The organism is Winogradskyella sp. 3972H.M.0a.05, from assembly GCF_040493455.1.
In the GTDB taxonomy this organism is placed as follows: domain Bacteria; phylum Bacteroidota; class Bacteroidia; order Flavobacteriales; family Flavobacteriaceae; genus Microcosmobacter.
In genome coordinates, this window is sequence record NZ_JANFDA010000001.1 from 674,293 (window position 1) to 700,110 (window position 25,818).

The following is a 25,818-nucleotide window of genomic DNA, read 5'->3' on the forward strand; positions in this document are numbered from 1 at the left end:
AGCACAAAAGATACTGATTTAGAAAAGGATTATCAATACAATAATTTTAGCTATCTTTGAAAAATATTTAAGCTTACTTAAAAATTAATTAAAGTATACAAATGTCGGTAGCTGTAGAAAATTTTGTAAAAGCAATTTATAAAAATAAGCATCAGGATCATAAAGACACTAAGCCTGGAACAATTGCAAAAAAACTGAGTATATCTAATGCAGCAGCAACGGATATGTCAAAAAAGTTAGCTGAAAGAGGTTTGCTAAAGTACGAGAAGTATCAGGAACTTCAATTGACCGATAAAGGAACAAAGATGGCACTTTCAGTGATACGAAAACACCGTCTTTGGGAATCGTTTTTATTTAAGTTGTTTGATATGAGCTTACATGATATTCACCGTGAAGCAGAATTATTAGAACACGAAACTTCAGATTTTCTTGCTGATAAAATCAGTGAGTATTTAGGGTATCCTAAATTCGATCCGCATGGTGATCCCATCCCAAACGCCGATGGTGAAATTACTACAAAAGATACTTCTATAGCTTTATCTGGAGCTGAAGAAGGTAGGCGATATACCATTTCCCGATTGATGAGTGATGATAAAGAGTTCTTTGACTTTTGCGCTATGAACGGATTAAGATTTGGAAACACATTAGAAGTGGTGAAGCAATTCAGCAATAACAAAATGACTCAAATCAGCATCAGCAATAATACCATTTTACTTAACCAAGATTTCACTACAATTATTTATGTTACTGAAGCAGTATAATATAGCATTACTACTTTTCTTATCACCTTTCTTGATTTTTGCACAACAAATATCAGGGAAAGTGACCTCAAATAATAGCCCAGTTCCCTATGCTTCAATCTATATTAAAAACAGTAGCACAGGAACCATAGCTGATGAAAATGGGAATTATGAACTTTCAGTTGGTTCAGGAAACCTGATATTGATTGTAAAGTCACAAGGTTATCGTACTCTGGAAGAGGAATTTAGATTAAATGTAAATGAAAGCAAAACACTAAACTTTGAGTTAATTGAAGATGCGCTTGGTTTAGATCAGGTTGTTGTAAGTGCCACCAGAAACCAAATTGGCAAAAAAGAAGCCCCAGTTATCGTGAAAGTCTTAACACCAAAAGTTTTTAAGGCAACACAGTCTTTTACACTTGCTGACGGGTTGAATTTTCAACCAGGTGTTCGTATGGAAACCAATTGCCAAAATTGTGGCTTTACTCAAGTTCGAATGAATGGACTCGAAGGGCAGTATACTCAGATATTGGTAAACAGTCGCCCTGTGTTTAGCGCATTAAATGGGGTCTACGGATTAGAACAAATTCCTGTAAGCATTATTGACCGTGTTGAAGTTGTAAGAAGTGGAGGCTCGGCATTGTTTGGGTCGAACGCTATTGCAGGAACCATAAATGTCATTACCAAGGAGCCGACAGATGATAATTGGGAAGTGTCTTCTACATTGGCATTGATTGATGGGAAAACAGCAGATCGTAACGTAAATCTTAATGCCTCAATTGTGAGTGACGACTTAAGCAGTGGAGTAACGTTTTATGGAATTTACCGAAATCGAGATGGTTTTGATGCCAATGGTGATGGATTTACTGAAATAACTGTTTTAGAAAATAATTCGCTTGGCGCAAAAGCGTTTTTGAGACCTAATGACAACAGCCGTATTGGTTTTGATTTTACAGCCATTAGAGAGTACAGGCGAGGTGGAGATCAATTAGAACTTGCGCCTCAGTTCACGAATATTACTGAAGAATTAGATCATAACACAATATTTTCTGGTTTGGATTATGAGTTGTTTAATGATGAGCGCACCAACACGTTTTCAATCTATACCTCTATACAACATACTGATAGAGATAGCTATTATGGTGGTCTAGGAGGAGGTACTGCTCCTGAGGATTTTGAACTCGCCAATAATGCTTTTGGAGCAACAACAGATTTAGCATTCGTTAGTGGAGCAAAGTTTAGCCATAAATTCAAAAATAATGATGTGATCACTACAGGATTAGAATATCAGCTAAATGATACAGATGATGAAATTTTAGGCTATAACAGAGTCGTTGACCAAAAGGTTAATAGTTTTGGTTTTTATGGTCAATATGAGTGGAAACCTTCTAAAAAATTCATAGCTCTTTTGGGCGCAAGACTTGATCATGTAAATGTGGATGGGTTTTATAATATTCAGGATATTTCAAGAACCTCTAATGTGTCTCAAACCGTTTTAAGTCCTAGACTTACGTTGCTTTATAATGTAACAGATAAGCTGCAACTACGAGGAGGTTATGCAAGAGGTTTTAGAGCACCACAAGCCTTTAATGAAGATTTACATATTTCCTCGGTTGGTGGAGAACAACGTTTTGTGATTTTGGGCAATAATCTAGAAAACGAATTCTCAAATGCATTTACGGCGTCTTTGGATTTCACCAAGGACTTTGGAAAAACCCAAACTAACCTTTTGGTTGAAGGCTTTTACACGTCACTCGAAAATCCTTTCACGATTGTTAGTACTGGAACATCATTACCTAATGGTTCTATTTTGGAAGAAACCAGAAATGGTTCTAGCGCTTATGTTGCAGGTGCTAATGTTGAACTTAGTATTGTTCCTAGTCCTGCGCTAGCATTTCAAGCAGGTATAACGATTCAAGAGGCAGTATATGACGAAGCACAAATTCTGTTTGAAACTGATGGTTCCGTCCCAAATGAAACCGATGTAATCATCGATGAATTTGTTCGAACGCCAAATGTTTATGGTTTTTTAACGTCTTATTGGAATATTAATAAGGCATTTAAACTAGATATCACAGGAAACTACACAGGACCAATGGTGGTTCCGTTTGTGGTGAGAGAATCTGGTTTTATGGATTTGGTAGATACTAATGCCTTTTTTGACATGACCACTAAATTGACATATCATTTTGATTTAAAGAAAGAATTTCATGTCGAATTGAGCGGAGGTGTACAAAACTTGTTTGGTAGCTATCAAGACGATTTCGATTCTGGTCCAACTCGAGATTCAGACTTTATCTATGGTCCTAACCGACCACGAACATTTTTTATAGGGCTTAAATTTGGAAATTTTTAGAATGATGAAAAAAGTATTTGTAATAGCTTTAGTATTAGCAGTATTCAGTTGTAAGAATACTAAAGAAGATAATGGTAAACTCAATGTAGTGACTACTACGACTATGATTACCGATTTGGTAAAGAATATTGGAGGCGATTTGATTAATGTAGAAGGACTAATGGGAAGCGGCGTCGATCCACATTTATACAAAGCAAGCGAAGGTGACGTAACCAAACTGGTGAATGCAGATATCATTTTCTATAATGGACTACACCTAGAAGGTAAGTTGGTTGAGGTGTTCGAAAAGATGGAGCAACAAGGTAAAACACCAATTGCATTGACAGAAGAATTAGATAAAAGCACTTTAATAGGATCAGATTATTTTGCGTCAAATTTTGATCCTCATGTGTGGTTCAATATTGGATACTTCAAGCAGTTTGCAAAGAAAGTTACTCAGGTACTTTCGGAGCAAGATCCAAAAAACGCCGAAGCCTATACAAAGAATGAAGCTGACTATTTAGTAAAACTATCGAAGCTAGAGGGTGATATCAATAGTATTATTGAAACCTTACCAGCCGAGCAGCGCATTCTTGTTACAGCACACGATGCTTTTAATTACTTCGGAAGAACTTACGGATTTGAAGTAGTTGGGCTTCAAGGGTTATCAACAGCAACCGAAGCGGGAGTTCAAGATGTCCAGAAGTTGGCGGCATTTATTATTGAAAAGAATGTTAAGGCTATTTTTGTAGAAAGCTCAGTGCCTAAGCGAACCATTGAAGCATTACAAGCAGCTGTAAAATCAAAAAATCATGAAGTTGTCATTGGAGGCACTTTATATTCGGATGCGCTTGGAAGTGCAGGAACTGTTGAAGGGACTTACATAGGTATGTTTGAGTATAATGTGAATACTATAGTTAATGCATTAAAATGAATTGAATGTCATTCAGAGCGTAGCGAAGAATCTAGAGAGTAGTTTAAGCGTAATAAGATTCTTCAGTCGTTCCTCCTTCTGAATGACAATAGAATTAAATTATGAAGAATATAGCTGTAAAAGTAGATGACCTTACTGTAGCATATAACTACAAGCCTGTACTTTGGGATATAGATCTTGAGATCCCAGAAGGTGTACTTATGGCTATAGTTGGACCTAATGGTGCAGGAAAATCTACGCTTATTAAAGCGGTATTAGGAATATTAAAACCCATTGCAGGAAGCATAAGTATCTATGGGAAACCCTACGATGAACAACGCAAACAGGTTGCCTATGTACCACAAAAAGGAAGTGTAGATTGGGATTTTCCAACCACGACATTAGATGTGGTGATGATGGGAACTTACGGAAGCTTAGGATGGATAAAGCGCCCACATCAAAAAGAAAAAAAGGCAGCCTTAGAAGCCTTAGAAAAAGTTGGGATGCTACCGTTCAAAAACAGGCAAATCAGCCAATTATCTGGAGGGCAACAGCAACGTATTTTTTTAGCTAGAGCCTTAGTGCAAAACGCTTCAATCTATTTTATGGACGAACCGTTTCAGGGGGTTGATGCCACCACTGAGATAGCAATCATCAACATATTGAAAGAATTACGAAAAGCTGGAAAAACAGTGATTGTCGTGCATCACGATTTACAAACAGTTCCCGAGTATTTCGACTGGGTAACTTTTTTGAATGTGAAGAAAATTGCTACTGGTCCAGTAAAGGATATATTTAATGATGATAACCTTACTAAGACCTATGGTATTAATTATAAGGTAAGTATTCAGGAATGATATTTATGTCATACTGAACTTGATTCAGGATCTCATGATAAGAATTGAGATTCTGCAAAAACTGAAACTTAAATAGATTCCGCATCAAGTGCGGAATGACAAAAGCAAAGAAGAATAGATATACTAGAATACATAGAACTTGTCTTTACAGACTATACCTTACGAACTATAACGTTGGGTACAGCAATCCTTGGTGCAGTTACTGGTATGTTAGGGAGTTTTGCCGTACTCAGAAAGCAAAGTTTACTTGGTGATGCTATTTCACATGCCGCGTTACCAGGAATCGCTATTGCATTTTTGATTACAGGAGCAAAGGATAGTAATATTTTATTATTGGGTGCTTTGGTGAGTGGACTTATAGGCACGTTTTGGATACGAGGCATTATTACCAAAACGCACTTGAAATCAGACACAGCTTTAGGATTAATATTGTCTTTGTTTTTTGGCTTTGGGATGTTACTATTGACCTTTATCCAGAAGCAACCCAATGCCAATCAGGCAGGATTGGATAAGTATCTATTCGGACAGGCTGCAACCTTAGTAGAAAGTGATGTGTGGTTGATGGCAATTGTCACTGGAATTTGTCTCTTAATCTTATTGCTATTCTGGAAAGAATTCAAGATACTTTTGTTTGATGCAGATTATACCAAGACCTTAGGATTTAATACAAAGGCAATAGATATTTTAATCACAAGTTTTATTGTTTTAGCAATCGTACTCGGGTTACAAACCGTTGGTGTGGTGCTTATGAGTGCAATGTTGTTAGCACCAGCTGCGGCGGCAAGACAATGGACCAATAGCTTAGCCAAGATGGTGTTTTTGGCAGCATTATTTGGAGCATTTTCAGGAGTGTTTGGGACGGCAATTAGTGCTAGTCAAAATAACTTATCCACAGGACCAGTAATAGTTATAGTTGCAGCAGTTTTTGTAATAGTATCGTTTGTGTTTTCTCCTAGTAGAGGATTATTGTTCAAACAAATAAGATTCATCAAAAATCGTCGTGACTTACAGTTGCACAAGACCTTGGCGTTTATGCATGACATTGCCAAAACGCATGAAGACATTTCCCATCCTCACGCTATTAGGTTATTGAATAACTTTCAAGGATTTACAAAAGGAACTTTGCAGAAGCTTGTAAAGAAAGATTACATAACCCTTGAAGGCAATAATTGGAGTCTTACCAAAGATGGTTTTGAAACAGCAGCAAATTTGTATAATCAACAAGCAAACAATGAATAGTGCACAAATAGAAATACAATTGATTGCAAGTTTGGTAGCTCTTGCTTGTGCTATTCCAGGAACATTTTTAGTACTTAGGAAAATGGCCATGATTAGCGATGCCATTAGCCATTCTATTCTGCCAGGAATTGTTATTGGTTTCTTCATTACGCACGATCTCAATTCGCCATTATTAATATTACTAGCTGCCATCACAGGAATTATCACAGTAGTTTTAGTAGAGTATATTCAAAAGACAGGATTAGTAAAAGAGGACACAGCTATTGGATTGGTATTTCCGGCATTGTTTAGTATAGGAGTTATTATGATCGCCAAAAATGCAAATGATGTACACCTCGATGTTGATGCAGTATTGCTTGGGGAATTAGCATTTGCTCCTTTTGATAGGTTTTTGATTTCGGGAGTTGATCTTGGACCAAAATCCTTGTGGATTATTGGTAGTATATTATTAGTAACTATTGGATTGCTATTTGCTTTTTTCAAAGAGTTGAAGGTAAGTACCTTTGATGCAGGTCTTGCAGCATCGTTAGGATTCTCACCAGTAATTATGCATTATGGATTGATGTCAGTAGCTTCAGTGACAACGGTTGGTGCCTTTGACGCAGTCGGGGCAATTCTAGTAGTTGCGTTGATGATTGCACCAGCGGCGGCGGCATACCTCATTACTAAAGACCTCAAGAAGATGTTATTACTAGCTTGTGTTTTTGGTGTGTTTAGTGCTATTCTAGGGTATTGGGTAGCGCATTGGTTAGATGCATCTATAGCTGGATCGATTACAACAGTTTTAGGACTATTATTCTTAATGGTCTATTTGTTTGCACCTTCAAAAGGAATTATCGCTGTTTTGTATCGTGAAAAACAACAACGTACAGAAGTTTCCTTATTAACATTCTTACTCCATCTTAGAAATCATAATGAGGAAAGTGAACGCCATGTCAATCACTTAAATGAGCATATCAATTGGCAAAAAGTGCGCTCTAAAACAGTTCTGGACTTGGCCATCAGGAACAATATGATTGAGATTGATAATAATATTGTTTCACTTACCGAAAAGGGTAAAAGTTTTACTGACCAAGCCATTGACTATATCATTACCAATGACGATTCCAAGATCGAACACATAAAAGATGATTTCTTCTTGTTTAGAGGGTGATTACCTAGCACAATTAACGCACAATAAACTTTCGGGTCTAATCAAGATTCGACCAACAGGAATCGGTTGTTTGCATTTCAAACAAATGCCAAAATCTTCAGTCCCAAATTTGTCTAAAACACGATTTAGGTTAACGAGCTTTAGCTTAGCTTGTCGCAAAGAAGCCTCGTTTACACTTTTGTTGTTGATGGCATCCATTCTACTTACACGACCAATAGCATCACTAGGAGAAATAGGCTTGGTTAGGTTTTCGTAGTCCTCAATCTGCTTTTCAGTTTTAGCAATTTCTTCGAGGATTTTCGTTTTGATATCTTCAGAATCCATAATTACTCTCCATAGATTCCGATTACCAACTCACCTTTATCATTCATTGTGGCTCTATACATCCCAGCAGTATTAAATTCAGCAACCATAGTTCCATTTTTATCAACTGCAACAATACCACCATCACCACCAAGATTACCAACTTTGCTAATAACAGTTTTTGCAGCCTCTTCTAAAGACAATCCTTTGTATTCCATGAGTGCAGAAATATCGTGAGCGACCATAGCTCTAATAAAATACTCACCCCAACCTGTGCTCGATACAGCACAAGTAGCATTGTTAGCATAAGTGCCAGCGCCAATAATTGGTGAGTCTCCAACACGTCCCCAACGTTTATTAGTCATGCCACCAGTCGAAGTTCCTGCAGCTAAGTTTCCGTTTTTGTCCAATGCAGCACACCCAACAGTACCAAATTTTGAATCTTTAATGTTTGGGTCATAGAAAGCCGATTCTGTATCAATATCTTTTTCTTCTGCCTTCATTTTAGCCTTAACACGCTGCAAAGACTCAAATCTTCGCGTGGTGTAAAAATATTCAGGCTCTACTGTTTCCAAACCTTGTTCGTTAGCAAAGGTTTCTGCTCCAACACCAGCCATCATAACGTGAGGAGAATTGTCCATAATTGCTCTGGCAAGGTCAATAGGATTCTTTACGGTTTTAGTTCCTGCTGAGGCTCCAGCGTTCAATGTTTTTCCATCCATGATAGATGCGTCTAACTCATTGGTTTCCGCATTGGTGAATACCGCACCTTTACCAGCATTAAACAACGGCGAATCTTCCATAATATTTATAGTTTTGGTTACAGCATCCAAACTTGTCCCTCCATTTTTTAATATCTCGTAACCAGTTCTTATGGCTTCTTCTAATTTGGCTTTGTAAGCAGCTTCCTTTTCTGGAGTCATATTCTTCTTCAAGATGGTGCCTGCACCACCATGAATTATGATTGCAAATTCTGGCTTTATGATTGTGTCAGATTCAGTAGATTGTTCTGTTTTAGTTTCAGAATTAGAAGTCTTATTGGAGCATCCAAAACAGAATAGAATCACAATAAAAAGAAAGCTTATTTTTTTCATAATAGCATTAATTAAAAAGATGGTTTCTAAAGGTAATATTTTATAATGTTTTTTAAGAAATGAACTATACTAATTTTAGTATCTTCGCGACACATTTTAATAACAACCTAAAACGATATATATGGAAGCAGTTGCAACTGATTTCGGAATACAAGAAGCTTTAGAGCAACTAGGCGTAAAAGCTATAAATGAAGGAACTTCTACAGGTTCTAATTGGTTTTCTAATGGTGAATTAATTGAAAGCTATTCTCCAGTAGATGGACAATTGATAGGAAAAGTAAAGTCATCGACTCGTGAAGATTATGATAAAGCTATGGATGCTGCAACTTCAGCATTCAAAACATGGCGTGTGATGCCAGCACCACAGCGTGGCGAAATTGTAAGACAATTTGGAGAAAAGTTACGTGAGCTAAAAGAGCCTCTAGGTAAGTTGGTATCCTATGAAATGGGTAAGAGTTATCAAGAAGGCCTTGGGGAAGTACAGGAAATGATTGATATCTGTGATTTTGCTGTTGGATTGTCGCGTCAGCTACACGGTCTTACGATGCATTCTGAAAGACCAGGACATAGAATGTATGAGCAATATCATCCACTTGGTGTTGTTGGAATCATTTCAGCATTCAACTTCCCAGTTGCAGTTTGGTCTTGGAATACAGCTCTAGCTTGGATTTGTGGTGATGTGTGTATATGGAAGCCATCAGAAAAAGCACCTTTGTGTGGTGTGGCTTGCCAGAATATTGCTGCTGAGGTTTTTAAAGCAAATGGATTGCCAGAAGGAATTTCTTGTCTTATCAATGGGGATTATAGAGTAGGTGAAATGATGACTACTGACAAGCGTATTCCATTAGTGTCTGCAACAGGATCTACGAGAATGGGTAAGATTGTTGCTAAAACCGTTGGTGAGCGATTAGGAAAATCGTTATTAGAACTAGGTGGAAACAATGCTATTATAGTAACACCAGATGCTGATATAAAAATGACTGTAATTGGTGCAGTATTTGGAGCAGTTGGTACTGCAGGACAACGTTGTACGTCTACACGTCGTTTAATTATCCACGAAAGCATTTATGATAAAGTTAAAGATGCAGTAGTTGATGCTTATGGTCAATTACGAATCGGAAACCCATTGGATGAAAACAATCATGTTGGGCCATTAATTGATAAAGATGCAGTGAAAATGTATCAGGCAGCTTTAGATAAAGTTGTTGAAGAAGGTGGAAACATTGTTGTTGAAGGTGGTGTTTTAGAAGGTGAAGGTTATGAAAGTGGGTGCTATGTGAAGCCTGCTATTGCTGAAGCAGATAACGCTTTCGAAATTGTTCAGCATGAAACTTTTGCACCAGTACTTTACCTATTGAAGTATTCTGGAGATGTTGAAAATGCTATCGATGTACAGAATGGTGTTGCGCAAGGATTATCTTCTGCAATTATGACTAATAATTTGCGTGAAGCAGAACGTTTCTTATCTCATGCTGGTTCTGATTGTGGAATTGCCAATGTTAATATTGGAACTTCAGGTGCTGAGATTGGTGGTGCTTTTGGAGGTGAAAAAGAAACAGGTGGAGGACGTGAGTCTGGATCTGATGCTTGGAAAGTATACATGAGACGTCAAACCAACACAATTAACTATACAACTGATTTGCCTTTAGCACAAGGAATTAAGTTCGATTTATAGAACATTGTAACAATATATTAATTCTAAAAACCGTTTGATATTCAAACGGTTTTTTTATGGAACGAAGGCAACTCATTCTACTAGTTATCATCAGTTTTTTACTGTGTAATGTTGTTGCATACCTTGATGAAGGTATACGAACCTTTGAATATCTCACTATGCCTGGAGACTGGATAGCCCTCATAATCTACACCATAGTTTTTATGATATTACCATTAATACTGTTTTTAAGCTTTAGGAAGTCAAAACTTAAGTTTCGTATTGCGCTTGTTGGTTTTGCTCCAGTAATATTGTTAATTCTAGGTCAGATACAATAATATTAGACTTTTGGAATGACTTTTGAAGCTTTTGATTAAACCTTAATCACCTATCTTGGTCTTAAAGTTATGCAGACGAGTCATATTCAACATTTATATTGGCGTGCAGGATTTGGAATCCTACCAAATCAATTATTCAATTTAAAAAACCTTACTAGACAAGAAGTTGTTGATCAATTATTTACTGAATCGGAATCGGTGAAGAAGATATCTGTTGATTTGTCTGAGTTGAAGGGTATTAAGAATCCTTTAGAGCTTAGGAAAAATAAGGAGCTTAGATTGAAGATTGTTGAGTTCAATAAAAAAAAAGGTGTAGAACTCAATAAAGTTTGGGTTACTGAGATAGCTAATAATAAAGCTCAATTAAGAGAGCGAATGACTTTATTTTGGGCTAACCATTTTGTTTGCCAAGAAAGCAATGCAATGCATATTCAGCAATTTATTAATGTTCTCAGGGTCAATGCTCTAGGTAATTTTGGAGAATTTGTAAAGGCAGTTTCAAAAAAAGCTGCTATGATAAAATACCTTAATGCAAAGCAAAATAGAAAAAGTAAACCTAACGAGAATTTTGCGAGAGAATTAATGGAGCTATTTACTCTTGGAGTAGGCAATTATACTGAAGAAGATATAAAACAAAGTGCTAGAGCATTTACTGGGTATAACCATAATTTTAGAGGAGACTTTGTTTTGAGAAGACTTCAACATGATTATGGGCAGAAAACATTCTTTGGGCAAACAGGAGATTTTGATGGTGACAACATTATAGACATCATTTTAGAACAAAAGCAGTGTGCACGATTCATTTGTGAAAAAATATATCGCTATTTCGTTAATGAAAACATCGTTAAGCAGCATATTAATGAGATGGTAAGTGTATTCTATGGAGATTATGACATTAGTAAACTGATGCGATTCGTATTTCTACAAGATTGGTTTTATGATGAGAAAAATATTGGCACTAAAATAAAATCACCTATCGACTTTTTAGTTGGAGTCCATAGAACAATTCCTTTAAAGTTCAAAGGAGAAAGAGATTTGATGAAGCTTCAGCATCTACTTGGTCAAGTATTATTAAGACCACCAAATGTTGCTGGCTGGAAAGGAGGAAGCTCTTGGATAGACGTTAATACGATAATGGTACGATTGAGAATGGCTTCATTATTGGTTAACCATGCTCAAATTCCTCATAAAGAAAAAGGAGATTTTAATGATGCCTTTAGGAAATATTATTTCAAAAAAAACAAGAAGAAATTGCCTTTTAAAGTAGAAGCCAACTGGGATGCATTCTTTAGTAACTATGGGCATTATTCTAATGCAACGTTGCAACAAAATCTTTTGAACACAAAACTGAATAATGGTACTGAAGCATTTTTACGTTCTCTCAATAAGTCGTCATTAAGAGATTATTGCATACAGTTAATGTCTTTACCAGAATATCAAATGTGCTAATTATGGATAGGAGAAAGTTTATAAAGAATTCGGCATTAGCAAGTAGCGTAGTTTTAGTCCCTAGCTTTGTTAAGGCATTAGATAATACTAGTTTCAGAACCAGAGGATTTAAAAGACTTGTAATAGTTCAACTCACTGGAGGGAACGATGGTTTGAACTCTATAATTCCTTACACAAATGATTTTTACTATAAAGCCCGACCTAGTCTAGCTATAGACAGTGATATTATCAGAATGAATGATACGCTAGGATTACATCAAAGCCTACAACCTTTGGAACGATTATGGGATGATGGTCATCTTTGTATTATTAACAATGTTGGGTATCCAAACCCTAACCGTTCACATTTTAGATCTATGGACATATGGCAATCAGCAAGTGATTCGGATGTGTACTTGCAAAACGGTTGGATTGGAAGGTACTTAGACAAATATGGTAAAAAGCCATACAATGCTATAGAAGTTAACGAAGCACTTTCTTTAGCAATGAAAGGAAGTTATAAGAATGGAATAGCAACCAAGGATTATAGGGTATTGTATAATACATCCAGGGATCCATTTTTGAATAAAATTGTTGAACATTATAACGATACACATTTAAGCGAGCATAACCTAGGGTATTTGTATAAGACATTCATAGAAGCAAAATCTTCCGCAAAATATATTTATGAGGAAACCAAGGTTAAGTTAGGTACAGCCGAATATCCAAGCCATAACTTTGGGAAGCAATTAAAAACTACAGCCCAGTTTATCAATTCTGGACTAGACACTTCGATTTACTATACATCCTTAGATGGATTCGATACACATGCGAGCCAAGCCAATCGACAGAAGAGGCTTTTAGATATATATGCTAAAGGTATTGAAGCATTTGTTGATGATTTAAAATCTCAAGACACATTTAGAGATACATTGATTTTGACATTCTCGGAATTTGGACGCCGAGTTGCTCAAAACGCAGCCAATGGAACAGATCATGGTACCGCAAATAATGTTTTCATAATAGGGGAAAACTTAAAAACCCAAGGGTTTTACAATGACTTAGTAAGCCTTGAAGATTTGGATGAAAATGGTGATCTTAAGTATGAAATTGACTTTAGAAGAATATACGCTACCATATTAAAAAAGTGGCTCGAAGCAGATGATGATTTAATACTCAATGGAGCCTTCCAAACCTTAGATTTTATTTAAAATTCTACGCAACCTTTTTTAGTTTATTGCATCTTAAAGATAAAATTGATTTGCCATGAAGAGAATTCTTTGCCTACTGTTAGTATTTACTATTGTTTTTAGTTGTAATAATGATGATGATAATAACGGCGACCAAGTGATATGTACTTTAGTATTTGTGTATGGGCTCGATGTAACGATAATAGACAGTTCCACAAATGCAGAAATCACTGAAGATATAACAGTGACAGCAATAGATGGAACATATCAAGAACCTTTAATGCGAGTTGATAATAGTGGTAGATTCTTTGGAGCAGGAGAACGTGCAGGTAATTATACGATTGAAGTTACAGGAGAAGGATATCAAACATTTACTTCAGAGGTTATCGAAGTTACGGCAGATCAGTGTCACGTAATTCCACAAGTGTTAGAATTTACAATTACTCCAAATTAGGGCGAAAAAAAAATCTTGCTTAGTAAGACCGTCGCCTCTCCTCACAAGATTTATTTTATTGATTAATAGCAAGACAAAAATCGTAATAAAGAGGATTGAATTCTAAAAAAAACTACAAATTGCAGAAATAATCTACTAACGGTATTTGCAAAAATTTCATCGATTTTTAAGGTATTTTATCGTTAAAATCACCGAGTTATATTAAAAGAAAAAATCTTGTATTAACTGAATAATATCAGCTCCTACAAGATTTATCTCATTGATTAATAGCGCTATAAACATCGTAAAAATAAAGCGATAATTTGCCTTAAAATTTATAGTTGGTAAAAAATAGTGTATAGTTGGCTAAGTTTGTAAAACCTAACTGTATTTTACTTTTCTCAAAATACGAATTGCTTCTTTATATGAAATATAAGCAGTCTTATATTTAGACTTTAAATAGGGTTTTGCTTCATGAAGTTTCTCTAAGGCATCATTAAAGTTATTCAGATAACAAATAAGATATGTAGCAGGTAGATTAAGAACATCTTGCTCTTCGTTTTTGGTTAATGTGATACCTTTTTTTAGTTTCTCCAGAAGTGCATTATTAGCATTGAGAATATGGTACAATGGTTTTTTATCGTATTGAGGAGGTTCGAACAATAATTTTGAATCGATACTGTAATTAGCATTATTGTCAAAACTAATTATCGTCTCTTCCAAAGGATAATATTTAAAAGAATTCTGCAATCCCAGACTTACATACTCTACAATTTTAAATGTGTCAGAGTCATAAGAAATAGTCACTTCATCTAAAGTCGAAAAGAACAAGCGCACTTGCTCATTGATAAGCTCAATATCTACTCTAGAGAAAAATGTTTCTCCCTTTATAGCTTTTTTTTGCCCAGACCAGCAAACCACAAAATATTCTTTAAACACTTTGTATTGCGGATTAAAATCGCGACGTTTCTCCATAAAATCAAACACACCATCTAAGGTGTATTCAATGTTGTTTTGGGCATGAGCTTCAATAGCAGAAACAATCTCTGAGTTGACATCTTCAATCTTTATGTCAAATACCTTGGGCATGCTCATACTTCCATCCCTAAAAAACACAGAACCTCCATAATATTTCCAGATGTTTTTTCTAAGAGATGTTAGCTTTTCTATAGGTCTAATGGTTACTAAACCAACGACTTTATGATCTGGTAAATGTGGAAAAGGAATATTCTCATACTGAACAATAGGAGGATTGTCTAAATATGCATTAATTAAATTCTGAATTTTACTATCATCAAAAAAGTCTACACCAATGATCTTGTTATCTTCATCCTGTACACCAATAACTATGTAAGAATTATTTTTAGGATTACTATTGGATAGTGCACAAATATGTTTTAAGAATTTTGCCTTGCCCTCTTTTTCGCTAATATCAATTTTACGCTTTTTGTCATAAAAACTATTCTCATCATTGTGAGCTAACAGATTTTTTATGAGTAGGCGTTTATTGATCATAGCATGTTAAGTTCTTTCTTCAGATTTTCTTGGGCTTGGTTTTCAAGTTTGTTTCTAAAATAATTAGTAAAGTATAAATGTTCTCGTTCCAAGAAATGACTCAAAACTTTCTTTCTTCCTTTTTTGTACATAAAGTTAGGATAGATGGCATACTCCTTTCTTATTTTTTTCGAATACTCTAAGTAAGTTTCCCAATCTGAACCCAAAATCGACAAATCAATATCCAAAAGGAAAGCATTATCATCATTTTCAGTTAAAATAACCTCATGCTTTTTTGTTGAAATAATCAAATTTTGAATGATTTTTACTCGATTTCCATCAAAATTGATCGAATTTAATCGATTTTTGGCTAATTCTGCACTTTTTTCTTCATTATCATTTTTTCTTGAAGAATAAACAACATCATGATACCAGATGGTTAATTTTAGAACATCTAAATCAAAAACATAAGCTTCAACATCATTGAGTAAGTTGAGCATGTGCGCTATATGGTTTAAGTTATGGTAATGTCGATTGTTACCATTATATGCACGTGCTAGTTCTTCATAATAGACGTAACAATCATTACTATTTGCATACTCGCTTACAAGTGACGTGAATTCATGTTTTAAATCTTCAACCATAATCACTAATAATTAAGGCACCTTGTGTCCTTGACTAGCAACCAATATTAAAAACCAATCCTCGAGCTCCAAGTCTATCTTTGTAGCCGCCACCGCATCAGTAATTCTTTGCGTATTTGTAGTTCCGATTACTGGATGAATTCCCGAAGGATGTTTCAAAATCCAAGCCAATAACAATTGGTCTTCAGTGGCATTATATTTATCCATAAGCTCACCAAGCTGTCGATGTATCCTTCTGGTTTGCTCAGTGTCTTCTCTAAACACATTACCAAGAGGAGACCAAGCCATTGGTGTAATGCCATTTGTAATCATGTAATCCAGAGTGCCATCATGCATGGCCGAAAATTGCGTTAAGGAAAATTCAATTTGGTTTACATCTACATCAGCTCTTAGTCCAACCATTTCCATTTGACTCGGTGTGAAGTTAGACACGCCAAAGCCTCTTATTTTACCCTCTTTTTTCAAAAGCGTAATCGCTTCTGCAATCTCTTCGGCAACCATCAATGGGCTAGGTCTATGTAAAAGCAAAAGATCTAAGTAATCAGTTTTTAGGTTTTGAAGCGATTGCTCAACAGACCAAATGATATAATCCTTACTATAATCGTAGTGTTTTACTTTGTTAGATCTGTTATCAGACAGATATTGGATGCCACACTTACTAATAATTTGAATATCACTTCTATTAATCCCACTATTGGCAAAAGCATCACCAAATTCAGCCTCAGTAGTATAGGCGCCATAAATATCGGCATGGTCAAAAGTAGTAATGCCTTGATCAAGGCAATGATTCATGATTGATATCATACTTTTTGAGTCCATTGCCTTACCCCATTTTCCCCAGGTCATGGTTCCAGCAATAATCTTTGAAAAATCTCCAGAATTCATAAGCTTTTCTTAAACTTTAAAAATAGAAAACTAAAAAGTCTTAAACCTGTTTTAAATACTGAATTTTTAACCAATTGTTAACAGCATCCCCGAAATAATTTTAACAATTTGCAAGCCTCGATTTCACTAATTATATTCGGGACTTTAAAAATTTTTAAAAATGGAAGAAACCAGTACAATTGATATTAAGTCGATTAACGAGAAAATTGAACAGGAAAGTGCTTTTGTCGATTTACTGACCTTGGAAATGAACAAGGTTATCGTTGGCCAAAAAGAAATGGTCGAACGCTTATTAATAGGATTACTTGGTCAAGGTCACATTCTACTAGAAGGTGTGCCTGGGCTAGCAAAAACTTTGGCGATTAACACACTGTCTCAGGCAGTAGCCGGAAGTTTTAGTAGAATCCAGTTTACCCCAGATTTATTACCTGCCGATGTCGTAGGTACATTAATCTACAACATTAAAGAAAATGATTTCTCTATAAAGAAAGGGCCAATCTTTGCCAATTTCGTTTTAGCGGATGAGATCAACAGAGCACCAGCCAAAGTACAATCCGCTTTACTTGAAGCAATGCAAGAGAAGCAAGTAACAATTGGTGACGAAACTTTCATCTTGGACAAACCATTCCTGGTAATGGCAACTCAAAACCCAGTGGAGCAAGAAGGAACATATCCATTACCAGAAGCTCAGGTAGACCGTTTTATGCTCAAGACCGTTATTGATTATCCAAAAATCGATGAAGAGCAATTGATTATTAGAGCAAACTTAAAGGGAGGCTTCGAAAAAGTAAACCCTGTGGTTTCCATCGAGCAAATCCTAAAAGCTCAAAAAGCAGTGAGAGATGTGTATATGGACGAAAAGATAGAGAAATACATCCTTGATATCATTTTTGCAACACGATACCCAGAAAAATATAAACTTTCCGAAATACAACCTTTAATTTCTTTTGGTGCTTCCCCTCGTGGAAGTATCAATTTAGCTACTGCTGCTAAGTGCTATGCATTTATTAAGCGAAGAGGGTACGTCATACCCGAAGATGTTAGAGCAGTAGTACATGATGTACTTCGTCATAGAATTGGCATTACATACGAAGCAGAAGCTGAAAATGTTACCTCAGAAGACATCATTAATAAAATCGTTAACGAAATAGAAGTGCCATAGGATTGTCATTCCTGTGTGTCACCCTGAGCTCAGTCGAAGGGAAAGCAGGAATCTCATAATTATTTCAAGAGCTTAAATGCATTAGATTCCGCATCGAGTGCGGAATGACAAAAAGAACAATGGATACTAAGGAATTACTTAAGAAAGTACGAAAGATAGAGATTAAGACACGCCGTTTGTCTGATCACATTTTTGGAGGAGAATATCATTCTACCTTCAAAGGGCGAGGTATGACTTTTTCTGAAGTAAGACAGTATCAATATGGTGATGATGTAAGAAACATCGATTGGAATGTAACAGCACGCTATAACGAACCTTACGTAAAGGTATTCGAAGAAGAGCGAGAGCTTACGATGATGCTCATGGTAGATATTTCTGGTTCAGAATTATTTGGAACAGAGCAGCAATTCAAAAATGAAATCATTACAGAAGTTGCTGCAACCTTGGCATTTTCTGCAACACAGAATAATGATAAGATTGGTCTCATACTGTTTTCTGATGAGGTTGAGTTGTACATACCACCAAAGAAAGGACGATCACATGTTCTCAGGATTATTAGAGAGCTTTTAGAATTTCAGCCAAAGAGCAAACAAACCAATATTGCAGAGGCTTTGAAATTCTTGTCCAACGTCATGAAAAAGAAAGCCATAGTCTTTTTAATGAGCGATTTCATTGCAGATGATTATGAACATACTCTAAAAATAGCATCAGGACGTCACGACGTTACAGGAATTAGAATCTATGATAAGCACGAAGAAGCGATTCCAAATTTAGGAATGGTACAAATGCAAGATGAAGAAACAGGAGAGCTATTGTTGGTAAACACAGCTTCAAAAAGTGTGAGAAGGAATTACTCAACATTCTACAAAGACAAAGTAGACTATTATAAAAATAGTTTTTCAAAATCTGGAGCAGGAACAATAAACTGTAGAGTAGATGAGAGTTATGTGAAAAAGTTATTGGGATATTTTAAGCGAAGAGGATAGTTCTAAAAGTAGTAAGATATAAGTGAAAAGAGATAAGTCAAATAGTATTGAAAGTAGTTTTAGCAGAATATGCCTTCTGTCCGTTACTTTCTTGTTGCTATTCACAAATGCCTTAACAGCCCAAGTCACGTCATCTATAGATTCTACAAAGATTAAAATAGGTGAAGAAATTAAGTATGAAATTCAGGTTGAAGCAGATACAACACAAGTTGTAGTATTCCCAGAAGGACAAACTTTTTTGCCTTTAGAAGTTATAGAATCATACAAAATTGATACGACCAAAAAAGATGCACGCTATAAGCTCATCAAAAAATATGGGCTTACTCAGTTCGATTCTGGAGCTTACATTATTCCCAAACAAAAGATTCTGGTAGGCGAAAAATTGTTCTTTACTGATTCTTTGAGGGTTGAAGTCAATAATGTTGAAGTAGACACCTCTAAGCAAAAGCTTTATGACATAAAGCCAATTATAGAAGTAGACAAAAGAGGAGGTAATTGGTGGAAATACTTACTTCTCACACTGCTTATCATTGGGTTAGTAGCGTTCTTATTATACTGGTTCATTTGGAGACAAAAACCTCTTACTGAAGAAGAAAAAGAGGCATTATTGCCACCTTACGATAGAGCCAAACTCGCTATCCAAAAACTAGAAGACAGTAATTATTTAGAAAATTCGGAGATAAAACGTTTTTATTCTGAATTAACACTAATCATAAGGAAATTTTTAGACGAAAAAGTTTATGACCACGCTTTAGAAAGTACTACCGATCAATTGATTGATCGCTTAAACTTGCTAAAAGATGGAAATCAGTTTGATTTTTCAAACAATACCATAAAAAATATTGATACCATTCTAAAACGTGCAGATTTAGTAAAGTTCGCCAAGTCTACTCCAGATATAGAACTTGCAAAAATAGACTTATCTACAGTAGCCAAAGAAGTTGATGAGGTTAAAGCAGTTTTGCCTGAACCTACAGAAGAAGAAAAATTACTAGATCAGCAATACAGAGAAGCACAAGAGCGAAAAAAGAAACGCAAGAAGATCCTTATTACGACTCTCATTTCACTATTCTTACTCGTAGCGACATTTGTTGGATTTGGGATTAAGTATGGTTTTGAGTATGTAAAAGATACAGTCATAGGTCACGAAAGCAAAGAATTGCTTGAAGGTGATTGGGTAAAAAGTGAATATGGTTTCCCACCTATCGCTATAGAAACACCAAAAGTGCTTAAGCGTATGGAAGCACCACTTCCTCCAGAGATGAAGGATAAGGTGAAAATTGCCATGTTTGGATATGGTAGTTTAATTGATCAGTTCAATATTGTTGTTGCCACGACAAGAATAAATCAACCAGCATCCAAAGACGAACAGGAGCAACAACAAGAAATTGATTTGAGCTTAGCCATTGAAGGAAGTTTACAGACTTGGGAAAGCAACGGGGTAAAAAACATTATTACTAAAAATGATAAGTTTGTTACACCAAATGGAGCAGAAGGGTTAAGAACTCATGGTACAGCAGAATTTCCAACAGTTATCCCAGATGATTTTAACGAAGGAAGTTATACGATGCTTACCTTTTCTAATGAAAATGTAATTCAGCAGATTGTATTAGTTTGGAAGAAAGATGATGTTTATGCAGACAAAATGATAGAACGCATCATAGATTCCATTGAGCTTCAAAATAAACAACCAGAAAAAGAACAAAAAGAAGACGAATAATGCTAGAAGGGATTGAGTTTTTAAATAAGAAGTTATTCTGGGCAATGTTATTATTGCCTCTGGCCCTGATATGGTATCTATTCAAATACAAGCGTCAAACAGCAGAACTAAAAATGTCTAGCCTTAAAGGCTTTAAAGTAAGAAGTTCAATACTCCCAAAATTCAGGCATCTTCTATTTGTGTTCAGGTTATTAGCCCTTGGATTATTAATCACAGCTTTGGCAAGACCGAGAACTGTAGATGTGAGTTCTAAGACAAAGACAACTAAAGGTATTGATATTGTAATGGCAATCGACGTGTCAGCAAGTATGTTGGCCAAAGATCTTAAACCAAACAGGTTAGAAGCACTCAAAGATGTAGCCTCAGAATTTATTAAAGGAAGACCTAATGATAGAATTGGTTTGGTGGAATATGCAGGAGAAAGTTTTACAAAAACGCCAATTACGACAGATAAAGCCATTGTATTACGTTCCTTAAATGATGTGAAGTACAATACAATTATAGAAAGTGGTACAGCCATAGGAATGGGATTAGCCACATCTGTAAATCGATTGAAAGACAGTAAGGCCTTAAGTAAGGTTATTATTCTATTAACAGATGGTGTGAATAATTCTGGTGAGATTGACCCAAAGATTGCTTCGGATTTAGCAGTAGAATTTGGGATTAAAGTCTATACAATTGGATTAGGAACCAATGGTATGGCATTATCTCCAATTTCATTTAAACATAATGGTGATTTTCACTACGGAAGAGTTCAGGTAGAAATAGATGAAGAACTGTTAGAAGAAATCGCTGAAGTTACAGGAGGAAAATATTTTAGAGCGACTGATAACAAAAAGTTAGCTCAGATATATGATGAAATTAATAAGCTTGAAAAAACAGAAATAGAAGAATTTAAATTCTATAATTATCAAGAAAAATATAGACCGTTAGTATTACTGGCTGGCCTTTTATTGATGTTAGAATTGTTATTGCGTTTTACAATTTTCAGAAGCTTTATTTAAAGCATTTAGTAAATGTATCAATTAGAAGAAAAAATATGGTTCTGGACACTGTTGGCAATCCCAACGCTAGTTTTGTTGTTCCTCATTTTACAAATTTGGAAGCGAAACGCACAGCGCAAGTTTGCTAATTCTACCTTATTGAAAAGGTTAAGCCCAAACCAGTCGTTATTCAAGTCAGCACTAAAAATCGTAGTACTGAGTTTGGCTTTTGCATGCCTTACAATTGCTTTAGTAAACCCTAAAATTGGTACTAAGTTAGAGACTGTAAGGAGTCAAGGGGTAGATATTGTATTTGCCATAGACGTATCCAAAAGTATGTTGGCTGAAGATATTGCCCCAAACCGATTAGAAAAATCTAAGCAGTTGGTAACGCAAATCATCAATAATCTGGTAAGTGATAGAATTGGTATCATTGCTTATGCAGGTAAGGCGTTTCCGCAATTACCAATCACAACAGATTACGCTTCGGCTAAGATGTTTTTACAAAACATGAATACAGATATGCTGTCTTCTCAAGGAACAGCCATAAACGAAGCCATACAATTAGCGAGAACTTATTACAGCGATGACGAGCAAACCAGTAGAATTTTAATCATCATTTCTGATGGAGAAGACCATAGTAATGAAGCTGCTGAAGTTGCCGAAGCTGCCAGTGAAGAAGGCATCAGGATATTTACTATTGGTGTTGGAGACCCTAAAGGAGGACCAATTCCTATAAAGAGAAATGGTGTTGTATTGAATTACAAGAAAGACAATAATGGCGAAACGGTAATTACTAAGCTCAATGAAGAGACGCTTCAAACTATAGCAGATGAAGCAAATGGAGCCTATATTAATGGAAAACGCACCAAGGATGTTGTAGAATCCATTAAGGATATTCTAATACAAATGGATAAAAAAGAATTTGAAGCAAAACAATTTGCAGACTTCAAATCACAGTTCCAGTGGTTTTTAGGTTTAGGGATTTTATTACTGTTTTTAGACATTTTCCTTTTAGAGCGTAAAACAGCCTGGTTAAAGAAACTTAATCTATTCAATGAAAACTTTTAAGAAAACATTAAAACGATTTACAGAATAGGTTTAATATCTTGGTTAACACAAAACATGAACAAAATTAAATACATACTCTTTTTTCTTGGTCTACCACTAATAATGGCGGCTCAAGATTCCCAACTTTCAGTTTTCGATAATCTGGTGGACAAAACCTGGTATGCAGAAGGTAAATGGGGAGATGGAAGTGCTTTTAAGCAAGAAGTGACTTTTGAGTATGATTTAGGCAAAGCCATAGTTACAGCAAAATCTAAAGGGTTTGTTGATGCCGAACAAACAAAAATAGGAGACAGAAACTTAGGCATTAGAAAATTTGATAAATCGTCTAATACTATCAAGTTTTGGGAGTTCGATGTTTTTGGAGGTGTTACAGAAGGTACCGTTATGCAAGAGGGTAAGAATATTGTCTATCAATATAAATATGGCACTAGTATTGTAACAGATATGTGGGAATATGTAGATGATTCAACCTATAATTTCAAAGTAGGAAGTTATAAGGACGGAAAATGGGAACAAGTGTATTTGAGTACTAAATTCATTCAAAAGAAATAATACTAATGAACATGAGAACAGTCATTACAGTTTTATTATCATTGAGTGTCTTTATATCTTTTTCACAAGAGAAAAAGGATAAAGAAAAGATAAAGGCGGAGAAGAAAGCCAATAACTTCATTTACGAAGGAAATAATTTGGTAGATGGTGATTTTGTAGCTGCAGAGATGGAGTATCGTAAAGCCATTTCAGAACAATCCAATGCAGCAGGCACCTACAATTTAGCACACTCATATTATAACAAAGGTAATTTTGAAGAGGCGCTATATAGAACACAGCAAGCAGCCATATTAGCTAAGACGAAAGAAGAAAAACACAAAGCCTATCACAATATTGGTAATATTTTGATGCAGAATGAAATGTGTAAAGAAGCTGTTGAAGCCTTTAAAAATGCATTGAGAAACGATCCTACAGATGATGAAACCCGCTACAATTTTGCTTTAGCAAAAGAATGCGCCAAAGACCAAGGCGGAGGTGGTGAAGATGAAAATGAAGATAAGAAGGATCAGAAAGACCAAAACAAAGAAGATCAGCAAAAGAAGGAAGACGAGAATAAGGATAATAAAGAGCAGAAAAAAGATCAAGGAGAAGACAAGAAAGAAAAAGGCGAAGAAAAGGAAGATGAAAACGGAAAGCCAAAAGATGAAAAGAAGCAAGATCAAAAAGATGAGGGCAAAGGTGATAAGGAGAAAAAGCAGCAAAAGCCAAAACCACAACCAGGAAAATTATCTAAGCAGCAAATAAAGAACTTGCTACAGGCCATGAATGATAAAGAACAAAAAGTTCAAGAGAAGATGAATGCCAAGAAACAAAAAGGCCAAAAAATAAAAACAGATAAAGATTGGTAAACAACGCAATTGCTATTTAGAATGAAGATGTTGAAGCCCATATTCGTATGCTTGATGATTTTATCATCAACATCTTTATTTTCCCAAGTTAAGTTCGAAGCCAAAGTAAGCAAGAAAAAATTAGGGATTAATGAACGCCTTCGAATAGACTTCGAAATGGACAAAGATGGCGACAACTTTAATCCACCTAGTTTCAAAAATTTTGCAGTTATAGGAGGTCCAAACACTTCCGTAAGTAATTCGTGGGTAGGCGGAAAACGCTCTTACAAAAAGACATATACCTATTTCTTAGCACCAAAAAAGCGAGGCAGGTTTACTATAAAGCAAGCCACAATAGAAATTGAAGGTAATATCTACAAAACTATTCCAGTAACGGTCGAAGTTACCGCTGCAGTTTCAAAACCAAAAGATGGTAATAATGCAGACTATGTTGCCTCAGAAAATGTTCATTTGGTAGCAGAAGTTTCCAAAACTAAACCCTATCTCAACGAACCAATTACTGTCGTATACAAACTATACGTTCACCCTTCGACAGGAGTGAGTAACTGGAGAGAAATCGACAACCCTAGATACAATGATTTCTGGAGTCAGAACATCCCAGTAAAAGCCATAAAAGCAGAAACAGGAACCTTTAAAGGAGAAGAGTATCGCTATGTGGTTTTAAAGCGCGTTGTACTCTATCCTCAAAAAATTGGAAAACTGGATATTGAGCCATTGAGTTTAGATATTACCGTCGAAGTTCCTACTAATAGACGAGATCTTTTCGGTAGTCGTATAATGACTCAGGTTCATAAGGTGGTTTCTGCAGGTAGTAGAACCATTAATGTGAAACCATTACCAGAAGCTGGAAAACCATCAGATTTTACTGGAGCGGTTGGGGATTTCGATTTCAATGTTTCAGCTTCAAAATCTCAATTAGATGCTTCAGAATCTTTACAAGTAAAAGTAGAAGTATCGGGGAAAGGAAATTTGAAACTTTTTGAGTTACCAGAGCTTACCTTACCAAGCTCGCTAGAAGTATACGAACCAGAAAAGAATGATAAGATTCGTACACCATTATCTGGAATGCAAGGGACAAAGAGTGAAAGCTATACCGTTGTACCTCAATACAAAGGGAAGTATCCAATACCAAGTATTTCATTCTCTTATTTTGATTTAAACTCCAAGACTTACAGACGTTTAAATTCTGATGAGATTGTTATCGATGTTTTAGATGGACCTCTCAATGGGTCTAACTCTAACACGTCTTCAAACACATCAACGAAACAAGCAGTAACCCTTAAAGGCGATCAGTTTGCGTTCATTAAAACCAGTACAAATTTCACATCAATAAAGCCTAAGTATTTCTTTAAAACCACAACCTTTTGGGCACTTTTACTAACACCGTTTTTAGCCATACCAATAGCTATAGTTGTCCGTAGAAAGAAAGCCGAAAGAGATGCAGATGTACATGGTAATAGAATAAGAAAAGCCGATAGATTGGCTAAGAAATATCTGGGAGAAGCTAAGAAAGCCTTAGGAAAGAAAGAAGCATTTTACATTGCTTTAGAAAAGGCCTTGCACAATTACCTGAAGGCGAAGTTAGCTATTGAAACCAGTGAAATGAGTAAGGATAAGATTAAAACATTGCTTAGTGATAGAAGTGTTGAGCAAGATGTAGTTGGAGAGTTTATCTCGCTTTTAGAAAGTTGCGAATTGGCGAGATATACACCAACGACCAATGTTACAATGCAACAAGATTATAGTAGGTCTGCTGATGCAATTTCGGCAATAGATCGACAAATTAGATAGCGTAT

Annotated in this window: 24 protein-coding genes; 19 read left to right on the plus strand and 5 right to left on the minus strand. The window is 35.7% G+C overall.

The window, feature by feature from the left end:
- The first annotated feature begins 101 nt into the window (after positions 1–101).
- From NCE97_RS03015 to NCE97_RS03040, 6 genes are all read left to right on the plus strand, one after another.
- Positions 102–761, plus strand: a complete 660-nt coding sequence (locus tag NCE97_RS03015; protein WP_353777384.1) for a metal-dependent transcriptional regulator — start codon at positions 102–104, stop codon at positions 759–761.
- Positions 742–3,096, plus strand: a complete 2,355-nt coding sequence (locus NCE97_RS03020) for a TonB-dependent receptor (protein ID WP_353777385.1) — start codon at positions 742–744, stop codon at positions 3,094–3,096. The genes NCE97_RS03015 and NCE97_RS03020 overlap by 20 nt, the downstream gene beginning before the upstream one ends.
- A gap of 4 nt (positions 3,097–3,100) precedes the next feature.
- Positions 3,101–4,009, plus strand: coding sequence for a metal ABC transporter solute-binding protein, Zn/Mn family (locus NCE97_RS03025; protein ID WP_503065170.1), 909 nt, complete (start codon positions 3,101–3,103; stop codon positions 4,007–4,009).
- A 101-nt stretch (positions 4,010–4,110) separates the two neighbouring features.
- Entirely contained in the window at positions 4,111–4,845 is a 735-nt protein-coding gene (locus tag NCE97_RS03030; RefSeq protein WP_353777387.1) for a metal ABC transporter ATP-binding protein, read from the plus strand.
- Between the two features lie 114 nt (positions 4,846–4,959).
- On the plus strand, positions 4,960–6,084 hold the full coding sequence (locus NCE97_RS03035; protein ID WP_353777482.1) for a metal ABC transporter permease: 1,125 nt from the start codon (positions 4,960–4,962) through the stop codon (positions 6,082–6,084).
- The gene (locus tag NCE97_RS03040) at positions 6,077–7,237 is read left to right on the plus strand and encodes a metal ABC transporter permease (protein ID WP_353777388.1); all 1,161 of its coding nucleotides are present in this window, start codon (positions 6,077–6,079) and stop codon (positions 7,235–7,237) included. Before NCE97_RS03035 ends, NCE97_RS03040 begins: the two co-directional genes overlap by 8 nt.
- Here the strand turns inward: NCE97_RS03040 and NCE97_RS03045 are convergent, their stop codons facing one another.
- Both NCE97_RS03045 and NCE97_RS03050 read right to left on the minus strand, forming a co-directional pair.
- The gene (locus tag NCE97_RS03045) at positions 7,238–7,561 is read right to left on the minus strand and encodes a TraR/DksA family transcriptional regulator (protein ID WP_353777389.1); all 324 of its coding nucleotides are present in this window, start codon (positions 7,559–7,561) and stop codon (positions 7,238–7,240) included. It lies immediately after the preceding gene.
- Between the two features lie 2 nt (positions 7,562–7,563).
- Positions 7,564–8,634 carry an isoaspartyl peptidase/L-asparaginase family protein gene (locus NCE97_RS03050; RefSeq protein WP_353777390.1) on the minus strand — a complete coding sequence of 357 codons (1,071 nt, stop codon included), beginning with the start codon at positions 8,632–8,634 and terminating at the stop codon, positions 7,564–7,566.
- A gap of 121 nt (positions 8,635–8,755) precedes the next feature.
- On the opposite strand from NCE97_RS03050, the gene amaB reads away from it, so the two are divergent.
- The 5 genes from amaB (at position 8,756) to NCE97_RS03075 (ending at position 13,698) form a co-directional block, all read left to right on the plus strand.
- On the plus strand, positions 8,756–10,309 hold the full coding sequence (gene amaB, locus NCE97_RS03055) for an L-piperidine-6-carboxylate dehydrogenase (protein WP_353777391.1): 1,554 nt from the start codon (positions 8,756–8,758) through the stop codon (positions 10,307–10,309).
- 56 nt (positions 10,310–10,365) lie between these two features.
- Positions 10,366–10,626, plus strand: coding sequence for a hypothetical protein (locus NCE97_RS03060; RefSeq protein ID WP_353777392.1), 261 nt, complete (start codon positions 10,366–10,368; stop codon positions 10,624–10,626).
- A gap of 69 nt (positions 10,627–10,695) precedes the next feature.
- Complete coding sequence (locus NCE97_RS03065; RefSeq protein ID WP_353777393.1) at positions 10,696–12,075, plus strand: DUF1800 domain-containing protein; 1,380 nt, start codon at positions 10,696–10,698, stop codon at positions 12,073–12,075.
- Positions 12,076–12,077: 2 nt separating this feature from the next.
- Positions 12,078–13,265: a DUF1501 domain-containing protein gene (locus NCE97_RS03070; protein WP_353777394.1), complete on the plus strand. Its 1,188-nt coding sequence runs from the start codon at positions 12,078–12,080 to the stop codon at positions 13,263–13,265.
- A 55-nt stretch (positions 13,266–13,320) separates the two neighbouring features.
- Complete coding sequence (locus NCE97_RS03075; RefSeq protein WP_353777395.1) at positions 13,321–13,698, plus strand: carboxypeptidase-like regulatory domain-containing protein; 378 nt, start codon at positions 13,321–13,323, stop codon at positions 13,696–13,698.
- 360 nt (positions 13,699–14,058) lie between these two features.
- Here the strand turns inward: NCE97_RS03075 and NCE97_RS03080 are convergent, their stop codons facing one another.
- The 3 genes from NCE97_RS03080 to NCE97_RS03090 are packed head-to-tail and all read right to left on the minus strand — an operon-like array spanning position 14,059 to position 16,700.
- Positions 14,059–15,192 (minus strand): ATP-binding protein, encoded by a 1,134-nt coding sequence (locus NCE97_RS03080; protein ID WP_353777396.1) that lies wholly within the window; start codon positions 15,190–15,192, stop codon positions 14,059–14,061.
- Positions 15,189–15,815: an HD domain-containing protein gene (locus NCE97_RS03085; protein ID WP_353777397.1), complete on the minus strand. Its 627-nt coding sequence runs from the start codon at positions 15,813–15,815 to the stop codon at positions 15,189–15,191. The genes NCE97_RS03080 and NCE97_RS03085 overlap by 4 nt, the downstream gene beginning before the upstream one ends.
- Before the next feature lie 12 nt (positions 15,816–15,827).
- The gene (locus tag NCE97_RS03090) at positions 15,828–16,700 is read right to left on the minus strand and encodes an aldo/keto reductase (RefSeq protein ID WP_353777398.1); all 873 of its coding nucleotides are present in this window, start codon (positions 16,698–16,700) and stop codon (positions 15,828–15,830) included.
- Positions 16,701–16,860: 160 nt separating this feature from the next.
- On the opposite strand from NCE97_RS03090, the gene NCE97_RS03095 reads away from it, so the two are divergent.
- The 8 genes from NCE97_RS03095 (at position 16,861) to NCE97_RS03130 (ending at position 25,813) form a co-directional block, all read left to right on the plus strand.
- The gene (locus NCE97_RS03095) at positions 16,861–17,862 is read left to right on the plus strand and encodes an AAA family ATPase (RefSeq protein WP_353777399.1); all 1,002 of its coding nucleotides are present in this window, start codon (positions 16,861–16,863) and stop codon (positions 17,860–17,862) included.
- 119 nt (positions 17,863–17,981) lie between these two features.
- Positions 17,982–18,848, plus strand: a complete 867-nt coding sequence (locus NCE97_RS03100) for a DUF58 domain-containing protein (RefSeq protein ID WP_353777483.1) — start codon at positions 17,982–17,984, stop codon at positions 18,846–18,848.
- Positions 18,849–18,870: 22 nt separating this feature from the next.
- Positions 18,871–20,568, plus strand: a complete 1,698-nt coding sequence (locus NCE97_RS03105) for a hypothetical protein (protein WP_353777400.1) — start codon at positions 18,871–18,873, stop codon at positions 20,566–20,568.
- Positions 20,568–21,572 carry a vWA domain-containing protein gene (locus NCE97_RS03110; protein ID WP_353777401.1) on the plus strand — a complete coding sequence of 335 codons (1,005 nt, stop codon included), beginning with the start codon at positions 20,568–20,570 and terminating at the stop codon, positions 21,570–21,572. Before NCE97_RS03105 ends, NCE97_RS03110 begins: the two co-directional genes overlap by 1 nt.
- A 12-nt stretch (positions 21,573–21,584) precedes the next feature.
- Positions 21,585–22,622 (plus strand): vWA domain-containing protein, encoded by a 1,038-nt coding sequence (locus NCE97_RS03115; protein WP_353777402.1) that lies wholly within the window; start codon positions 21,585–21,587, stop codon positions 22,620–22,622.
- Between the two features lie 54 nt (positions 22,623–22,676).
- A complete protein-coding gene (locus NCE97_RS03120; protein WP_353777403.1) occupies positions 22,677–23,174 on the plus strand; it encodes a hypothetical protein in 498 nt (165 codons plus the stop codon).
- Positions 23,175–23,185: 11 nt separating this feature from the next.
- Positions 23,186–24,022, plus strand: a complete 837-nt coding sequence (locus tag NCE97_RS03125) for a tetratricopeptide repeat protein (protein WP_353777404.1) — start codon at positions 23,186–23,188, stop codon at positions 24,020–24,022.
- 21 nt (positions 24,023–24,043) lie between these two features.
- Entirely contained in the window at positions 24,044–25,813 is a 1,770-nt protein-coding gene (locus tag NCE97_RS03130) for a BatD family protein (protein WP_353777405.1), read from the plus strand.
- Positions 25,814–25,818 lie beyond the last annotated feature (5 nt).

Excerpts from the sequence above, each read along its gene's own strand:
- NCE97_RS03030 (WP_353777387.1), top strand. The coding sequence starts at position 4,111 with ATGAAGAATATAGCTGTAAAAGTAGATGACCTTACTGTAGCATATAAC.
- NCE97_RS03015 (WP_353777384.1), top strand. The coding sequence starts at position 102 with ATGTCGGTAGCTGTAGAAAATTTTGTAAAAGCAATTTATAAAAATAAG.
- NCE97_RS03080 (WP_353777396.1), bottom strand. The coding sequence starts at position 15,192 with ATGATCAATAAACGCCTACTCATAAAAAATCTGTTAGCTCACAATGAT.
- NCE97_RS03040 (WP_353777388.1), top strand. The coding sequence starts at position 6,077 with ATGAATAGTGCACAAATAGAAATACAATTGATTGCAAGTTTGGTAGCT.
- NCE97_RS03075 (WP_353777395.1), top strand. The coding sequence starts at position 13,321 with ATGAAGAGAATTCTTTGCCTACTGTTAGTATTTACTATTGTTTTTAGT.
- NCE97_RS03065 (WP_353777393.1), top strand. The coding sequence starts at position 10,696 with ATGCAGACGAGTCATATTCAACATTTATATTGGCGTGCAGGATTTGGA.
- NCE97_RS03060 (WP_353777392.1), top strand. The coding sequence starts at position 10,366 with ATGGAACGAAGGCAACTCATTCTACTAGTTATCATCAGTTTTTTACTG.
- NCE97_RS03070 (WP_353777394.1), top strand. The coding sequence starts at position 12,078 with ATGGATAGGAGAAAGTTTATAAAGAATTCGGCATTAGCAAGTAGCGTA.
- NCE97_RS03110 (WP_353777401.1), top strand. The coding sequence starts at position 20,568 with ATGCTAGAAGGGATTGAGTTTTTAAATAAGAAGTTATTCTGGGCAATG.
- NCE97_RS03115 (WP_353777402.1), top strand. The coding sequence starts at position 21,585 with ATGTATCAATTAGAAGAAAAAATATGGTTCTGGACACTGTTGGCAATC.
- NCE97_RS03085 (WP_353777397.1), bottom strand. The coding sequence starts at position 15,815 with ATGGTTGAAGATTTAAAACATGAATTCACGTCACTTGTAAGCGAGTAT.
- NCE97_RS03050 (WP_353777390.1), bottom strand. The coding sequence starts at position 8,634 with ATGAAAAAAATAAGCTTTCTTTTTATTGTGATTCTATTCTGTTTTGGA.
- NCE97_RS03090 (WP_353777398.1), bottom strand. The coding sequence starts at position 16,700 with ATGAATTCTGGAGATTTTTCAAAGATTATTGCTGGAACCATGACCTGG.
- NCE97_RS03025 (WP_503065170.1), top strand. The coding sequence starts at position 3,101 with ATGAAAAAAGTATTTGTAATAGCTTTAGTATTAGCAGTATTCAGTTGT.
- NCE97_RS03100 (WP_353777483.1), top strand. The coding sequence starts at position 17,982 with ATGGATACTAAGGAATTACTTAAGAAAGTACGAAAGATAGAGATTAAG.
- NCE97_RS03020 (WP_353777385.1), top strand. The coding sequence starts at position 742 with ATGTTACTGAAGCAGTATAATATAGCATTACTACTTTTCTTATCACCT.
- NCE97_RS03120 (WP_353777403.1), top strand. The coding sequence starts at position 22,677 with ATGAACAAAATTAAATACATACTCTTTTTTCTTGGTCTACCACTAATA.
- NCE97_RS03130 (WP_353777405.1), top strand. The coding sequence starts at position 24,044 with ATGAAGATGTTGAAGCCCATATTCGTATGCTTGATGATTTTATCATCA.
- NCE97_RS03045 (WP_353777389.1), bottom strand. The coding sequence starts at position 7,561 with ATGGATTCTGAAGATATCAAAACGAAAATCCTCGAAGAAATTGCTAAA.
- NCE97_RS03095 (WP_353777399.1), top strand. The coding sequence starts at position 16,861 with ATGGAAGAAACCAGTACAATTGATATTAAGTCGATTAACGAGAAAATT.
- NCE97_RS03125 (WP_353777404.1), top strand. The coding sequence starts at position 23,186 with ATGAGAACAGTCATTACAGTTTTATTATCATTGAGTGTCTTTATATCT.
- amaB (WP_353777391.1), top strand. The coding sequence starts at position 8,756 with ATGGAAGCAGTTGCAACTGATTTCGGAATACAAGAAGCTTTAGAGCAA.